Annotated in this window: 16 protein-coding genes; 10 read left to right on the top strand and 6 right to left on the bottom strand. The window is 69.2% G+C overall.

Annotation, left to right across the window (positions count from 1 at the left end; all coding sequences use genetic code 11):
• Window positions 1–31: 31 nt before the first annotated feature.
• On the top strand, window positions 32–1,441 hold the full coding sequence (locus Mth01_RS18030; protein WP_204017046.1) for an AAA family ATPase: 1,410 nt from the start codon (window positions 32–34) through the stop codon (window positions 1,439–1,441).
• Window positions 1,438–2,079, top strand: coding sequence for a hypothetical protein (locus Mth01_RS18025; protein ID WP_204017045.1), 642 nt, complete (start codon window positions 1,438–1,440; stop codon window positions 2,077–2,079). Before Mth01_RS18030 ends, Mth01_RS18025 begins: the two co-directional genes overlap by 4 nt.
• A 40-nt stretch (window positions 2,080–2,119) precedes the next feature.
• On the opposite strand, the gene Mth01_RS18020 is transcribed toward Mth01_RS18025, so the two are convergent.
• The 3 genes from Mth01_RS18020 to Mth01_RS18010 are packed head-to-tail and all read right to left on the bottom strand — an operon-like array spanning window position 2,120 to window position 4,760.
• Window positions 2,120–2,965, bottom strand: coding sequence for a class II fructose-bisphosphate aldolase (locus Mth01_RS18020; RefSeq protein WP_204017044.1), 846 nt, complete (start codon window positions 2,963–2,965; stop codon window positions 2,120–2,122).
• A complete protein-coding gene (locus Mth01_RS18015; RefSeq protein ID WP_204017043.1) occupies window positions 2,938–3,885 on the bottom strand; it encodes a 1-phosphofructokinase family hexose kinase in 948 nt (315 codons plus the stop codon). Before Mth01_RS18015 ends, Mth01_RS18020 begins: the two co-directional genes overlap by 28 nt.
• Complete coding sequence (locus Mth01_RS18010; protein ID WP_239089779.1) at window positions 3,882–4,760, bottom strand: SIS domain-containing protein; 879 nt, start codon at window positions 4,758–4,760, stop codon at window positions 3,882–3,884. The genes Mth01_RS18015 and Mth01_RS18010 overlap by 4 nt, the downstream gene beginning before the upstream one ends.
• Window positions 4,761–4,871: 111 nt before the next feature.
• Here Mth01_RS18010 and Mth01_RS18005 point away from each other — a divergent pair, with 111 nt between their 5' ends.
• From Mth01_RS18005 to Mth01_RS17990, 4 genes are all read left to right on the top strand, one after another.
• Window positions 4,872–5,657: a DeoR/GlpR family DNA-binding transcription regulator gene (locus Mth01_RS18005; RefSeq protein ID WP_204017041.1), complete on the top strand. Its 786-nt coding sequence runs from the start codon at window positions 4,872–4,874 to the stop codon at window positions 5,655–5,657.
• A 333-nt stretch (window positions 5,658–5,990) separates the two neighbouring features.
• Window positions 5,991–7,265 carry an extracellular solute-binding protein gene (locus Mth01_RS18000; protein WP_204017040.1) on the top strand — a complete coding sequence of 425 codons (1,275 nt, stop codon included), beginning with the start codon at window positions 5,991–5,993 and terminating at the stop codon, window positions 7,263–7,265.
• A 74-nt stretch (window positions 7,266–7,339) separates the two neighbouring features.
• A complete protein-coding gene (locus Mth01_RS17995) occupies window positions 7,340–8,248 on the top strand; it encodes a carbohydrate ABC transporter permease (protein ID WP_204017039.1) in 909 nt (302 codons plus the stop codon).
• Window positions 8,245–9,108, top strand: coding sequence for a carbohydrate ABC transporter permease (locus Mth01_RS17990; protein ID WP_204017038.1), 864 nt, complete (start codon window positions 8,245–8,247; stop codon window positions 9,106–9,108). Before Mth01_RS17995 ends, Mth01_RS17990 begins: the two co-directional genes overlap by 4 nt.
• A gap of 21 nt (window positions 9,109–9,129) precedes the next feature.
• On the opposite strand, the gene Mth01_RS17985 is transcribed toward Mth01_RS17990, so the two are convergent.
• Complete coding sequence (locus Mth01_RS17985) at window positions 9,130–10,728, bottom strand: N-acyl-D-amino-acid deacylase family protein (protein ID WP_204017037.1); 1,599 nt, start codon at window positions 10,726–10,728, stop codon at window positions 9,130–9,132.
• Window positions 10,729–10,804: 76 nt separating this feature from the next.
• Between Mth01_RS17985 and Mth01_RS17980 the strand changes: the two genes are divergently transcribed.
• The 3 genes from Mth01_RS17980 (at window position 10,805) to Mth01_RS17970 (ending at window position 13,168) form a co-directional block, all read left to right on the top strand.
• Entirely contained in the window at window positions 10,805–11,881 is a 1,077-nt protein-coding gene (locus Mth01_RS17980; protein ID WP_239089778.1) for a sugar kinase, read from the top strand.
• 17 nt (window positions 11,882–11,898) lie between these two features.
• A complete protein-coding gene (locus Mth01_RS17975; protein WP_204017036.1) occupies window positions 11,899–12,303 on the top strand; it encodes a RidA family protein in 405 nt (134 codons plus the stop codon).
• A gap of 109 nt (window positions 12,304–12,412) precedes the next feature.
• Complete coding sequence (locus Mth01_RS17970) at window positions 12,413–13,168, top strand: lytic polysaccharide monooxygenase (RefSeq protein WP_204017035.1); 756 nt, start codon at window positions 12,413–12,415, stop codon at window positions 13,166–13,168.
• An 83-nt stretch (window positions 13,169–13,251) separates the two neighbouring features.
• Here the strand turns inward: Mth01_RS17970 and Mth01_RS17965 are convergent, their stop codons facing one another.
• Window positions 13,252–14,229, bottom strand: a complete 978-nt coding sequence (locus tag Mth01_RS17965) for a D-alanyl-D-alanine carboxypeptidase family protein (RefSeq protein WP_204017034.1) — start codon at window positions 14,227–14,229, stop codon at window positions 13,252–13,254.
• Between the two features lie 292 nt (window positions 14,230–14,521).
• Between Mth01_RS17965 and Mth01_RS17960 the strand changes: the two genes are divergently transcribed.
• A complete protein-coding gene (locus Mth01_RS17960; protein ID WP_204017033.1) occupies window positions 14,522–14,860 on the top strand; it encodes a hypothetical protein in 339 nt (112 codons plus the stop codon).
• Window positions 14,861–14,897: 37 nt separating this feature from the next.
• Here the strand turns inward: Mth01_RS17960 and Mth01_RS17955 are convergent, their stop codons facing one another.
• Window positions 14,898–15,176, bottom strand: a complete 279-nt coding sequence (locus tag Mth01_RS17955; RefSeq protein WP_204017032.1) for a hypothetical protein — start codon at window positions 15,174–15,176, stop codon at window positions 14,898–14,900.
• Between the last annotated feature and the right edge of the window lie 135 nt (window positions 15,177–15,311).

Below are 15,311 nucleotides of genomic sequence, written 5' to 3'. Positions count from 1 at the left end.
GGGTATGCGATGCTGGTCGGGGGAGGAAGCGATGTTGACACGGCTAGAGGTTGACGGTTTCAAGAACCTTATCGGCCTCCGAGCAGACTTCGGCGCTTTCACATGCATCGCCGGGGAGAACGGCACCGGCAAGTCGAACGTGTTCGATGCCATCCAGTTCCTCAGCCTGCTGGCGGACAGGTCACTGCTGGACGCCGCGCAGGAGGTGAGAGGTGTTCGCGGTGAACGTCTCGGCGACCCGCGCGACCTCTTCTGGAACGGCTATGCATCGAAGAGCCATCGAATCCGCTTCGCCGCCGAAATGGTCGTTCCTCTCGAAACGGAAGACGACTTCGGCCGGATCGCCATCCCGACTATCTCATTTCTGCGATATGAGCTCGCGCTGGGCTATGTCCCTCCAGCCGGAATAGAGAAGATCGGTCGTTTGACGCTGCTTGAGGAGAATCTCCGGCACATCAGCCTCCGAGAGGCTCCCCAGCGACTCAAGTTCCCCCACAGCACCGCCAAGTTCCGCAACACCGTTCTGAAGGGCCGCCGGAGCGGCACCGCGTTCATCTCGACCTCAATCGAGGACGGTCAGCCGATTATCCGAATTCATCAGGATGGGGGAAGCAGAGGACAGCCGAAACCGGCCGCGGCGTCTCGGGCGCCTGCCACCGTTGTAAGTACAGTGACCAGCAACGACGATCCCACCATCCTGGCCGCCCGCAGAGAGATGCAGTCATGGCGTCGCCTCGCCCTGGAACCCTCGGCACTGCGGACATCTGACCGTTATGTCGATCCAAGGTCGATGGACAGCACCGGGCGCCATCTTCCGGGCGCTCTCTACCGCATCGCCCATCGTGACCCTGATTCAGACCCCGAGCGCGTGTACTCCAGGGTGGCCAATCGTCTTGCCGATCTCGACGGGCTCAAGGTACGCAGTCTCCGGGTAGATCAGGACGATGTCCGAGAGTTGCTGTCCGTCCAGCTTCGGGAAGCGAGCGGCCTCACCCTGCCGGCCCGAAGTCTGTCCGAGGGCACGCTGCGCTTCCTCGCCCTGTGCGTACTTCTGGAAGACCCCTCCGTGACCGGCCTCATTTGCATGGAGGAACCGGAAAACGGCATTCACCCGGGCAATCTGGAAGCCATGGTGAGCCTCGTCGAGGATCTCGCGGTAGATCCCATGGAGGAGCCGGGTGAGGACAACCCATTCCGCCAGGTCATCATCAACACGCATTCTCCGGCGATCGTCCAGTTGGTCCGGCCCGACGATCTGCTGTTCGCCGACTCCACGATCAAACAGATGCCGGACAGCCGCATGGCGCACGCCCTGCGGCTTCGTCCCCTGGCGGGTTCATGGCGTGGACGTCTGGGCGAAACCGTGCCCGTGACCAAGGCGGACATCCTTCCCTACCTGACGACGCCTCCCGGCGCCAATCTGCGTTTGGAGATCGCGTGACGGTTCGCGTGCTCTTCTTGGGGGAGGGAACAAGCGACAGCGGGATCATCCCGCAGATCGAAGTCATCGCCGCAAGGCTCGGCATCGACATCGCAGTCACCGATCCCGACCTCAGCCGCCTTCCCAAACCTCCTGGTCGTGCGGTGAGCGACAAGCTTCGCGCGGTCCTCGATATCGATGGCGAGTACGAACTCATCGCCGTTCATCGTGACGCCGATCGCGATGGCCGGCAGGTGCGCCTGACAGAGATCGCGACCGCGATCCAGACACACGCTCCCGGAACAGCCCACGCGGCCATCGTGCCTGTGCGCATGACCGAGGCCTGGTTGTTGATGGACGAGGCAGAGCTGAGAACCATCGCGGGGAACCCGAACGGCAAGATGCGGCTCAATCTCCCCTCGCCGAATAAGGTCGAGTCTGTCCCTGATCCCAAGACCGTCCTGAAGGAGAAGCTGGCCCTCGCGTCTGGCCTGTCCGGACGGAAGCTCGAAAAGTTCAATCAACGCTTCTCACAGCATCGGCGACTGCTTCTCGAACGGATCGACCCATCCGGCCCCATCACGGACGTCTCCTCGTGGCAGCACTTCATAGCCGATATGGAAACCGGACTCAAATCGGCCGGCCGATCCATGAGCTGACCCTCGTCGCCGGCACAAGGGCGGCCCACGTGAACCCACCTCATGAAGCAGTACGACACTCGTGGGCGACGCCGGAGACGGTGGCGAGGAGGTGGGCGGCCGCTTCGGCCATGCGGTCCCGGGCGGCGGTGAGGCGGGGGCGGGGATCCGCGCCCCTGTAAGCGGACCCCTCGATCGCCGCGGTGAACGCGATGTTCAGCGCGGTACCGATATTGATCTTCTTCATGCCCGCCGCGACGGCGCGGCGCAGCTCGTCGTCGGGTACGCCGGAGGAGCCGTGCAGCACCAGCGGCACCGCGAGCGCCTCGCGCAGCGCCGCGATCAGGTCGTGGTCCAGCCTCGCCTCCCGGGTGGTCATGGCGTGGGAGCTGCCCACGGCGACCGCGAGGGCGTCGACCCCGGTCGCGGCGACGAAGGCGGCCGCCTCGCCCGGGTCGGTCCGTACCCCCGGCGCGTGCGCGCCGTCCTTGCCGCCGACCTCGCCGAGCTCGGCCTCCAGCCACAGCCCGCATCCGTGCGCCCAGTCCGCCGCGGCCCGGGTCCGGGCCACGTTCATCTCGTACGGCTCCCGCGACGCGTCGTACATGACCGAGCTGAACCCGGCGTCGGCCGCCTCATGCAGCAGCCCGTCGTCGGTGACGTGGTCGAGATGGAGCGCGACGGGCACCGAGGCCGCGGCGGCGACGGCGCGTGCGGCATCGGCGATCGGCCGCAGTCTGCCGAGGTGGAACCGTACGGCGTTCTCGCTGACCTGCAGGATCACCGGGGTGCCGGTCCGCTCGGCGGCCAGCGCGACGGCCTCGGCGTGCTCCAGGGTGATGATGTTGAAGGCGCACACCCCGGCGGGGGCGGCGGCGACTATCGAGGCTGTCGTGGCGAGTGGCATGAGATCTCCTGGAGGAACGTGCGGTAGGCGGCGAGGTCGACGTCCCCGGCGACGGGGGCGAGCACGGCGGCGGCCGACAGGGCCGCGGCGTCGGCGAGCACGGCCGGCCAATCGACCGGGGCGGCACGGTCGAGCGGAGCGGTGCCGCGCAGGGCCCGGGCCAGCGCGGCGGCCACGGCGTCCCCGGCGCCGGTGGGATTGCCCGACAGCGGCCGGGGCGGCCGTACCGACCAGGTCCCCGCGGAGGTGACGGCCAGCAGGCCGTCGGCTCCGCGCGAGACCACCACGGCGCCGGGCCCGTTCGCGAGGAGCGACCGCGCGGCCTCGGCCACCGGGCCGGGGCCGGCGACACGGGCCAGCTCGGCCGCGTTCGGCTTGGCGACGTCGGGCCGGGCGGCCAGCCCGAGCCGCAGCGCCTCGCCGTCCGCGTCGAGCAAAACGCGGACGCCGCGCGCGCGGGCGTCGGTCGTGAGCTGGGCGTACGCGTCCCGGGGCACGCCGGGCGGCAGGCTGCCCGACAGCACGGCCACCTCTGCCTCACCGCACAGCGCGCGGAAGCGCTCGCGGAACCCGTGCCACTCCCCGTCCGTGACGACCGGTCCGGGCTCGTTGAACACCGTGGCGTCGCCGGACGCGACGATCGTGACGGTCCGCCGGGAGTCGCCCGCGATCGGGGCGAACCGGGCCGGGATGCCGGCCGCGGCGAGCTCCCGGGTGATCTCGGCTCCGGCCGGGCCGCCGGCGAGGCCGGTGGCCAGGACCCGGTCACGGCCGAGCGCGGTGAGCACGCGGGCGACGTTCACGCCCTTCCCGCCGGCCCGCTCGTGTACGGCGCTCGCGCGGTGCGTGCCGCCCGGCACCAGCTCCGCCACCTCGTAGGTCACGTCCAGCGCGGCGTTGAGGGTGACCGTGAGGATCACGGCTGATCGAGGATCACGGAACGGGTGAGGTTGCGCGGGCTGTCGGGGTCGAGACCGCGCGAGCGGGCCAGCTCCACGGCGAGGCGCTGGGCCCGTACCAGGTCGGCGAGCGGGTCGAGGGCGGCCACGGTGGTCGCGGCTCCGGTACGGACCACCTGGTCGAGCAGCCCGTCCGCCCCGCCGAAGAACCAGACCAGGCTGCCCTCGTCGGCGATGCTGATCGGCCCGTGGCGATACTCCATGGCGGGGTAGGACTCCGACCAGGCCAGCGCGGCCTCGCGTAGCTTGAGCGCGGCCTCGGCGGCGACGCCGTTGCTCCAGCCGCTGCCGAGGAAGGTGAACTGGCGGCGGGAGACGGCTCTCTCCGGCAGGTCGGCCGCCAGCGCACGCTCGGCCTGCTCGGGCAGGTCGGCGGGGGCCTCGCCGAGGTGGGCGCGGAGCAGGGCCAGGGAGCTCGTCGCGAAGCGGGTCTGCACCACCGAACGCTCGTCGGCGAAGTCCAGGGTGATCAGCGTGCCGGCCAGGCCGGCGACGGGGGTTGCGGAATCCGCCGTGATGGCGGCCGTGGGCGTCCCGCCGTCCACCGCGCCCAGCACGTCGAGGATCTCGGTCGTGGTCCCGGAGCGGGTGATCGCCACGATCCGGTCATAGCGGCGGGCGGGCAGCTCGGAGGCGGCCCAGGCGTCGGTCTCGCCCTGGCCCGCACGCTCACGCAGCGCGGCGTACGCCTGGGCCATATAGAGCGAGGTGCCGCAGCCGATCACCGCCACGCGCTCACCGGGCAGGGGCAGGCCCTCGGGGCTGCCCGCCCCGAGGTCGAGTGCCCTGCGCCAGCAGTCGGGCTGGCTGGCGATCTCCTCCAGGACGTGTGTCAACAGACGCCTCCTTATGCGCATTTCTGCTCATAAGATGCCACTAGCACTCAAATATGTGCAAGTCGTGGTGTTGGCTACGCTTTACAGCGACCGGGGAGAGGGAACGAACCGATGACGAGCCACGAACGGTGGAACGCGCTGCTCGCGATCCTCGCGAGAGACGGCAAGGTGGAGGTCGAGGCCGTCGCGGCCGAGCTGGGCGTGTCCGCCGCCACCATCAGGCGTGACCTTGATCATCTGAGCCGACAGCAGATGCTGACGCGCACACGCGGCGGCGCGGTGGTCAACGCGATCTCCTATGACCTGCCGCTGCAGTACAAGGCGGCCCGGCACGCCCCGGAGAAGCACCGCATCGCGGCGGCGGCCGCCGCCCTGGTCCCACCGGGCTCGATCGTCGGACTGAACGGCGGGACGACCACCACCGAGGTCGCCAGGAGCCTCGCGAGCCGCGCCGACCCCGGCCCGCCCAGCGGGGAGCCCGGCCTCACCGTGGTGACGAACGCGCTGAACATCGCGAACGAGCTCGTCGTACGCAGACACGTCAAGCTGGTGGTCACCGGAGGGGTCGCGCTGCCGGCCTCCTACGAGCTGATCGGCTCGCTGGCCGACGGCGTGCTGCAGGGGATCACGCTCGACTACGCGATCCTCGGCGTGGACGCCCTCGACCCGGAACGCGGGGCGTTCGCCCACCACGAGGGCGAGGCCGGCATCAACCGGCTGATGGCGGCCCAGGCACGGCACGTCATCGTCGTGACCGATTCCTCCAAGCTGGGCACGCGGGCGTTCGCCCGGATCTGCTCGTGCGACGCCATCGACACCCTGGTCACCGACCGCGACGCGACCCCCGAGATCGTCAAGGCGTTCACCCGGGCGGGCGTCGACGTCATCGAGGCCTGACCATCCCCGTCCACCCACCACCCGTGATCTTGAGGAGGGGGGACTGTTCATTCATGCAACTGTGACGTTTGAATATGCGCGAAACATGGTACTTCTGCGCGTCGTCGCGCAGATCCTCTGATCCGCGCCTCCTCTCTCCAGAGAGGACTGGTTCTCGCTGGTATAGACCGGCGATCCGAGAACGTCACTCCGTCGTTGTGAATCCGATATTTCCCGGTATAGACCAGCCCTTTGTCTGCTGTTTACTCTGGCTCTCGAGAGTGCGGATCAAAGGTTTGTCCGCCACCTGTCATCCGACCGGTACAGACCAGTCAGCTTCGAGGTGGTTATCAGATGAGCAAGAGGATCGCGGGCGCGGCCACGATCGGCCTGGCGGCCGTGCTGGCCCTGTCCGCCTGCGGATCAGGAAACGACAGCAGCGACGGCAACTCCGGCGGCGACAAGGCCGCCGGCGGCCCGGTCACGCTGAAGATGGTCGCCGCCGACTACGGCGACGGCCCGACCGCGGACAACAGCGGTGACAAGTTCTGGAAGGGCGTGGTGGACGAGTTCCAGGCCGCCAACCCCGACATCAAGGTCGACGTCCAGGTCATCAACTGGAACGACATCGACAAGCAGGTCGCCACGATGGTGCAGAACGGCCAGGTGCCGGACATCCTGCAGACGGGCGACTACTCCGGCTTCGTCAAGGACGGGCTGCTCTACAAGGTCGACGAGGTGCTCTCCCCGAACACCCAGTCCGACCTGCTGGAGAAGTTCGCCGAGTTCGGCAAGGTGGACGGTGCGGCGTACGGCATCCCGTTCGTCTCCTCGGCCCGGGCGCTGTTCTACAACAAGGACCTGTTCGAGAAGGCCGGGATCGCCGAGCCGCCCAAGACCTGGGACGAGCTGAAGGCCGACGCGGAGAAGCTCAAGAAGGCGGGGGTCTCCCAGCCGTTCGGCCTGCCGCTCGGCCAGGAGGAGGCGCAGGGCGAGTCGTTCCTGTGGTTCATGGGCAACGGCGGCGGCTACAAGGACGACTCGGGCAAGTGGGCGATCAACTCGCCGCAGAACGTCGAGACGTTCACCTTCATGAAGGGGCTGCACGACGCGGGCCTGACCACGCCGAACCCCGGCACCAAGGACCGCAAGACGGTCTGGGAGGACTTCGGGGCAGGCAAGGTCGGCATGGTCAACGGCGGCCCCATGTCGATTCCGATCTTCGAGAGCGCCGGCCTCACCAACTACGGCGTCGCCGCCATCCCCGGCAAGACCGGCCCGATGGACACCACGCTCGGCGTGGAAGACTGGATCATGGCCTTCAACAAGAACGGCCACCAGGAGCAGATCAGGAAGTTCTTCGACTTCTTCTACGCCTCGTCCGCCGTGCAGAAGATCAGCGACACCTACAAGCTGCTGCCGGTGACGAAGTCGGGCATCGAGAAGCTCTCCTCCGACGAGAAGCTCAAGCCGTTCCTCGACGCCCTGCCGAACGCCACGTTCTACCCGTTCACCGACCCCAAGTGGTCCGAGGTGAACACCGCGATCAAGCAGACGATCGGCAGCGCCATCAGCGGTGACCCCGCCAAGGTGCTGGGCGAGATCCAGAAGGTCGCCGAGGGCAGCTGACCCACGGTTACGGCTCGCGCCGGGACACACTCCAGGCGCGGGCCGTACCTCTTTCTCCCGGAAGCAGAGAATCTATGCAGCAGAAGCCCACCTTCAAACAGGTGGCCCGCAGGCTGGAGCCCCTCGCCTGGATCGGTCCGGCGATGGTGCTGATCGCCGTCGTGGTCGTCTGGCCGGTCATCGAGATGATCCGGTCGTCGTTCCTGAAGATCAGCCGGTTCGGCGTCGTGCAGGGCTCGAACGGCGCCGGCAACTACGCCAAACTGTTCGACGAGGCCGACTTCGGCGGAGTGATGATCCGCAGCGTGGTCTGGGTGGTGGCGGTGGTCGCCCTCACGGTCCTGATCTCACTCGGCCTCGCCCAGCTGTTCAACCAGCGCTTCCCCGGCCGCCGGGTCACGCGCTGGGCGTTGATCGCGCCGTGGGCCGCCTCGGTGGTGATGACGTCGATCATGTTCAAGTGGATGCTCGACCCCGAGGTCGGACTGATCAACATGGTGCGGCGGGACCTCGGTCTGCTCGACGAGCTCGGTGGCGCCGCCGCCGACCCGCTGGGCGCCGCGTCGACCGCGATGCCGTGGCTGATCGCCGTCGCCGTGTTCGTCTCGGTGCCGTTCACGACGTACGCGCTGCTCGCCGGGCTGGCGACGATCCCGGCCGACGTGTACGAGGCGGCGAAGATGGACGGCGCGAGCACGTGGCGGACGTACTGGTCGGTGACGCTGCCGCTGCTGCGCCCCGCGCTGACCGTGGCGGCGCTCATCAACGTGATGAACGTCTTCAACAACTTCCCGATCATCTGGGTGATGACGCACGGCCAGCCCGGCTATTCGACCGCCACGTCCACGATCTTCATGTACATCCTCAAGGGTTCCGACATCGGCGAGTCCGCCGCGATGTCGGTGGTGAACTTCGGCATGGTGATCGTGCTGGTGGCGATCTTCCTGAAGGTCAGCAAGTGGAAGACCGAGGTGCCCCGATGACCCGCTCTCCGGCCGGCTCCCGGCGCCGCCAGTCCCCCCGGCGCGCTCCGGCGTCGCTCAAGCAGGTGCTGCTCGCCGCGAGCGCGTACGTGATCGCGTTCATCTTCATCTTCCCGTACCTGGAGATGATCATCGCGGCGCTGCGGCCGAAGGAGCAGCAGCGCGAGGCCGTCTACCTGCCGGACTCCTTCAACTGGGGCGCCTTCGTCGACTTCTGGTCCGGTGGGCTGGCCGGCAACCTCCTGGTCACCCTGGAGGTGGCGGCCGGGTCGACGATCCTGGTGCTGCTGGTCGCCCTGCCCGCGGCGTACTACTCGGCCCGGCACAACTTCCGCGGCCGCATGGTGTTCCTGTTCCTGGTGCTGATCACGCAGATGTTCCAGCCCACGGCGATGCTGGTCGGCATCTACCGGGAGTTCTTCCAGTTCGGGATGGTCGACTCGGTCTGGTCGCTGATCCTCGTCAACGGCGGCTTCAACCTGGCCTTCGCCGTGTGGATCCTGCACGCCTACTTCGCCTCGATCCCGCGCGAGCTGGAGGAGGCGGCGTCCATGGACGGGTCGGGCAGATTCGGCGTCCTGTTCCGGATCACCCTGCCGCTCGCGCTGCCGGGTGTCGTCACCGCGCTGATCTTCACGTTCATCGCGGCCTGGAACGAGTTCGTGGTCGCGCTGACCCTGACCACCACGCCGGAGAAGCAGCCGCTGACCGTGGCGCTCAACTCCTACATCGGCCAGTACCAGGTCGACTGGCAGAGCCTGTTCGCCGGCTCGGTGATCGCCACGATCCCGGTCATCATCCTCTTCGCACTGATCGAGCGGAAGGTCGTCTCCGGCCTCACCGCCGGATCGATCAAATAGAGCTCGTCGAACAGGGCTCGATCAAGCGGGGCCCGATCGAACAGCGACCGTGCCCGAGCTCGTACGGCGCAGCGCCCGACCGGGCAGCGCGCCGGTGTGGCGGCCGTCCCGGATCACCGGGACGCCGCCCACGAGCACGTGGGAGATGCCCTCGGCCTGCCTGCGGGGGTCGTCGAACGTGGCGGTGTCACGCACCGACTCCGGATCGAACAGCACCAGGTCGGCGTGGTAGCCGGCCCGGATCAGGCCCCGGTCGCGCAGGCCGAGCCGCCGGGCGGGGCGGCCCGTGAGATGCGCGACGCACTCGGGCAGGGTGAGCACGCCCAACTCGCGGACGTACCGGGCGAGATAGCGGGGAAAGGCGCCCCACGCCCGGGGATGCGGTTTCGCGCCCGCCAGCAGCCCGTCGCTGCCGCCGGTATGCGCGGGATGCCGCATGATCGTCTGGACGTTCTCCTCGTCGCCGACGAACTGCACGATCGTGATCCCGAGCTCGTCGTCGATCAGCAGCCGGCGGAAGTCCTCGAAGTCGCGCACGTGTGTGCCGACGCGGCCGGCCAGCGCGGCCGAGCGGGCGCCGGAGATCCGCAGCGTGTCCCACTCCACCGGCACGCCGTGGCAGCCGTCGGAGCCGTCGACCTCCAGGACGTGCCGGACGCGGTCGCAGACGGCGGGGTCGCGCAGCCGTTCCAGCGTGGCGCCCGGCCCGCCCGCCGACGCCCAGCTGGGCAGCAGCGCGGCCAGCGTGGTCGAGCCCGGCAGGTAGGGATAGCTGTCCAGGGTGATGTCGCAGCCGGCCGCGAGGGCGTTGTCGAGCAGGCCGAGCAGCTCCCCCGCCCGCCCCTTGTTGACGTTGAAGTTCATGGTCGCGTGCGCCAGATGCAGCGGGCAGCCGGACCGCCGCGACACCTCGATCATCTCCGCGTACGCCTCCAGGGCGCCTCTGCCGTACGACCGGTGGTGCGTCGCGTGGAACCCGCCGTGCGCCGCGACGACCTCGCACAGCTCGGCCAGCTCGTCGGTGCCGGCGTACATGCCGGGGGTGTAGGTGAGGCCGGTGGACATGCCGACGGCGCCGTCGTCCATCGCCCGCGCGACCACCCGCTTCTGCTCGGCCAGCTCGGTGTCCGTGGCGGGCCGGTCGTCCCAGCCCACCACCAGCGCCCGGACGGTGCCCTGGGGGACGAGATAGCAGGCGTTCACCGCGATGCCCTCGTCGAGGCGGTCGAGGTACTCCCCCACCGTCCGCCAGTCCCAGTCGAAGCCGTCGGGGTCGCCGTTCCAGCCGGCGAGCTGACGGCGCAGCCGGTCGAGCGTCGCGTCGTCGGCCGGGGCGTACGACAGCCCGTCCTGGCCGAGCACCTCGCAGGTCACGCCCTGGCTCACCTTGGCCAGGTGGTCGGGCTCGGTCAGCAGCGCCAGATCGGAGTGGGCGTGCATGTCGATGAACCCCGGCGCGAGGACCAGGCCGGTCGCGTCCACGACGGCCCCGCCCGCGGCGGCCGTGCCGCTCGCGCCGCTCGCGCCGATCTCGCTGATTCGGCCGTCCCTCACGGCCACGTCGGCGACGTACGGCCCGGCTCCGGTCCCGTCGACGACGGTCGCGTTCTTGAAGATCATTCCAAACTCATTGATCAACCGCATAGGATGCGGGACGGCGTTTGCGCAAGACACTAGCGGAGGCGGGGGAAGCGGCGTGGCAGGGCTCTCGGCGGTGTGCGTGGGCGAATCGATGGCCGTGCTCGTTCCGGCGGCACTGCGTTCGACCAAGAACACGGGCCCGATGGAGGACGTGGCGACCTTCCATCGCGGAATGGGCGGCGCGGAGTCCAACGTCGCCCGCGGACTCGTGTCCCTCGGCGTCCCGGCCGCGTGGGTGAGCCGGGTCGGCGACGACGCGTTCGGCCGTTATGTGCTGGCCTCGGTCGCGGCCGCCGGGGTGGACACCAGCGCGGTCGCCGTCGACCCCGTGCGGCCGACCGGGCTGTACGTCAAGGAGACCGCGGGTGGCGTCACGATCCCGCGGTACTACCGGTCCGGTTCGGCCGCCTCGGCGCTCGGGCCCGGCCTGCTCGACGATCCCGCGGCCGCCCGGCTGCTGGAGGCCGCCGATCTCGTCCACCTGTCCGGGATCACCGCCGCGCTGTCGGACGACTGCCTGGCCCTGCTGGACGCGCTGCTGGCCCGGCCGCGTCGCGGGCAGTCGGTGGTCAGCTTCGACCTGAACTGGCGGCCGTCACTGTGGCGCGGCCGCGACCCGGGCCTGCTGCGGCGGCTGCTGCTACGGCTGCTCGACGCCGCCGACATCGTGCTGGTCGGCTCCGACGAGGCGGCCGAGGTGCTGGGCACGGGTGACCCGGCCGAGCTGCGCGAGCTGCTTCCCGGACCGGACACGATCGTGGTGAAGGACGGCGCGCGGGCCGCGATCGCACTGTGCCGTACCGCCCCGGAAGGCGTGGACGGCGTGGACGGCGTGGTCAGCGAGCCGGCGCTCGCGGTCGAGGTGGTGGAGCCGATGGGTGCGGGGGACGCGTTCGCCGCCGGCTTCCTGGCCGGCACGCTGCGCGGTCTCGGCCTGCGCGAACGTCTCCGGCTGGGGCATCTGATGGCCGCGGGCACGCTGGTCGTGCCGGACGACCACGCTCCCCCGCCGCCGCCGGGGCTGCGCGCGCGGCTGCTCGCGTGCTCGCCCGAGCAGTGGGCGCGGATCAGGGTGAGCGCGGCGGGCATCGACTGTCCCGGTCTGGCCGGGCCTCTCGACGGTGATTCATGAGTGAAAGGAAGCATGACATGTCAGACAAGCAGGCGATCCTGACCGATGGCGCTCCCGCCCCGGCCTGGGTGTTCTCGCAGGGCGTGCGCAAGGGGCCGCTGCTGCAGGTGTCCGGCCAGGGACCGCAGGACCCGGCCACCGGGGAGTACCTGCACCCCGGCGACGTCAGGGCGCAGACCCGCAGGACGCTGGAGAACGTCAAGGCGATCCTCACCGCGGGCGGCGCGAGCGTCGAGGACGTGCTGATGTTCCGCGTCTACCTCACCAAGCGCGAGGACTTCGCTCCGATGAACGAGGCGTACGGCGAGTTCGTCAGGGAGAACTGCCCGAGCGGCGTGCTGCCGTGCCGTACGACGGTGTTCGTGGGCCTGCCGCACGAGTCGATGCTGGTGGAGATCGACGCGCTCGCCGCGGTGGGCTGAGTCGGCACGAGGTTGCTTACACCTCCTGAGCGGGGACGATGACTGGGGCTTTACTGATAGGAAACTTTCTTTTATATTTGCTCCACCCCCCCAGCGGAAGGAGCAACACATGCGGAAGACGTTGACCTTCGTGTCGACGGCGTCTCTCGCGATCGGAGCCGGCGTGTTCTTCGCCTCTCCGGCGAGCGCGCACGGCTACGTGTCGTCGCCGATGAGCCGGCAGGCGCAGTGCGCCCAGGGCGTCGTGTCGGGCTGCGGCAACATCCAGTACGAGCCGCAGAGCGTCGAGGGCCCGAAGGGCCAGCTGAACTGCACCGCCGGTGACTCGCGGTGGGCCCCGCTCGGCGACGACAGCAAGGGCTGGCGCGCCACGAGCGTCGGTAGCTCGGCCAGCTTCACCTGGACGTTCACCGCCCGCCACGCCACCAGCACGTGGGACTACTACATCGCCGGCCGCAAGATCGCGTCGTTCAGCGGCGGCGGCAAGCAGCCGGGCGCGACGGTCACGCACAACGTGAACCTGAGCGGCTACAGCGGGCGCCAGAAGGTCATCGCCGTCTGGAACGTCGCCGACACGCCCAACGCGTTCTACTCCTGCGTCGACGTGCAGATCGGCGGCGGGGGCGGCACCCCGCCGACCCAGCCGCCGACCGAGCCGAGCACCCCGCCCACCCAGCCCAGCCAGCCGCCGACCCAGCCCAGCCAGCCCCCGAGCCAGCCCGGTGGGACCTGGAAGGCCGGCACCAGCTACAAGGCGGGCGACCAGGTCACCTACGGCGGCGCCACCTACCGGTGCGTGCAGGCGCACACCGCCCTCACGGGCTGGGAGCCGTCGAACGTGCCGGCTCTGTGGCAGCGGGTCTGACCCGTTTGACCCCGCTCAGCCCGCACGGCTGAGCTGACCGAAAAAAAGGGGGGCGGGGCGTGCGGCTCAGGTCGAAACCCGACCTAGGCCGCCGCCTCGCCCTCCGTCATGTGGCCCTCCGTCATGTTGTCCGCCGTCATGTTGTCCTCGGCCCAGTTCAGCAGCGCGCGGGCGGTCTGGAAGCGCCGTCCCGACTGCCGCTCTCCGAGGATGACACCGATCAGGCGGTGGCCGTCGCGGTCGGCGGCGAAGGTGAGGCAGTAGCCCGCCGCCCGGGTGAAACCGGTCTTCAGTCCGATCACCCCTCGCGAGCCGAGCAGACCGTTGGTGTTGGTCCACGTGTACGCGCGGTGATCCTCGGTCCTGTCGACGTGGTGACGACGGGTCGAGGTGACCTCTTCCAATCTGGGGTCGCGCAGCGCGACCTCGGCGAGCTTCGCCTGGTCCTGTGCGGTGGACACGCCGCCCTGCCCCTTGGGCGTGGGCAGTCCGTCGGCGTTGAGGTACTTCGTGTCGCGCAGCCCGAGCTCGCGGGCGGCGGCGTTCATCTTGGCGGTGAAGCCGGCGATCCCGGGGCCGTAGGTGCGGGCGAGCGCGTGTGCCGCGTCCGCCCCCGAGGGGAGCATCAGCGCGTAGAGCAGGTCCCCGACGGCGAGCCGGTCGCCGGGGCGCAGGTCGGCCGCCGAGCCGTCGTTGTTCTCGGCGTACTCGACGTCCTCGCGAATGATCTTGACTTTGTCCGCCGGGTCGGCCTCACGAAGCACGACGTATGCGGTCATCACCTTGGTGAGGCTGGCCACCGGCATGCGCCGTCCGGCGTTCCCGGTGAGCAGGGCCTCGCCGGTCGTGGCGTCGAGCAGGTAGGCGGCGCGCCCGTAGACGTCCGGCGGGTCGTTGGCGACGGTCAGGGTGTGGGCGGCCGATGAGGCGTGCGAGAGCTGGGTGTACGAGGACTGGGCGTACGAGGACTGGGCGTGCGCGGGGGTCGCGATCCCGGTGAACCCGGTCACCGCCGCGAGCAGGCCGGCACAGACAGTAAATCGAACTTTTCCGTCACGCATAACAAACAGGTTGCCATGCGCTGAAAGCACTCTTAGCGCAATAAACCGGGTCGAAAGGTAAAAATCTCTAAACCTTTTCATCGGCACAGCGGAAGGAATTCCCCACCATCCCTTCAGTCACTCATCCTTCACACTGGTCGCGGCACCACCAGGCTTCTGAGCAGCGATGACGCGGCGCGTCGCGGCAGTCGTTGGGGTACGTTCGAGAGTGCCCGGGGACGAGTTGAACGCGACGGGCGGGGGCGCGTCATATGGGGCATCAGGGGACGTCATGGGGGACGAGGTGGGTTCATTGAACGACGAACTCGTGAACGGGGAGCAGCGAATCGCGGGCGCCAGCGCGGACCTCGACATGCTGTTCGATGAGGTCGAGGCGCTGCGCGCGCTCGCGGACGACCCGCAGGCGTCGGCGGACCAGGCGCAGGTCTACGACTTCAGCATCCGGTGGGGGACGCTGCTGGCGGGCCGGCTCCCACGCCTGGACCATTACTACCGGCGAGGTGGCCTGACGTCGGATGAGCGGGCCCGCTATGACACGCTGCGCGCCGCCCTGCGGGACACCTTGCCGGCGATGGAACGGCTGGGCATCGCCCGGCCGACCGTCCCGCTCGGGGACGCGGCCGACAGGTGAGCTGAGGCGGCGCGCCGCGCCTCTTTCGAGGGACGGTTCACGGGGACGGCAGGAACTCGGGCCCGTGCAGCGTGATCCCGTTGTACGGGTCCGGGCACGAGGAGTTCGCGCAGGTGAGCGCGATCATGTACGCGTCCAGAGGCTCGCTGCGGAACAGGTAGCCCAGATAGAGGGCGTCGCCCACCACGAACTCCCCGGAGCCGCAGCCGGTGCAGGTCTTCCGGTCGCGGTGCGCCCGATCGCGCACCTGTTCCTTCTGCCGGCCGGTCAGCGAGATGAGCTCGGGGCGGCGTACGAGGTCGACGCCTCCCGTCATCAGATCTCCGCGTCCCATCAGATCCCCCGCTCCCGTCAGAACCCTGTGTCCCGTCAGATCCGTGTGTCCCGTCAGATCCCTGTGTCCTGTCAGATCTCCACGTCCTTTTCGAAGTACGCGTTGTCTTCGCGCCAT

It is taken from the genome of Sphaerimonospora thailandensis, assembly GCF_016863115.1.
GTDB lineage: Bacteria > Actinomycetota > Actinomycetes > Streptosporangiales > Streptosporangiaceae > Sphaerimonospora > Sphaerimonospora cavernae.
The sequence above is the reverse complement of the archived record's forward strand: the minus strand, read 5'-3'. Positions and strand labels throughout refer to the sequence as shown.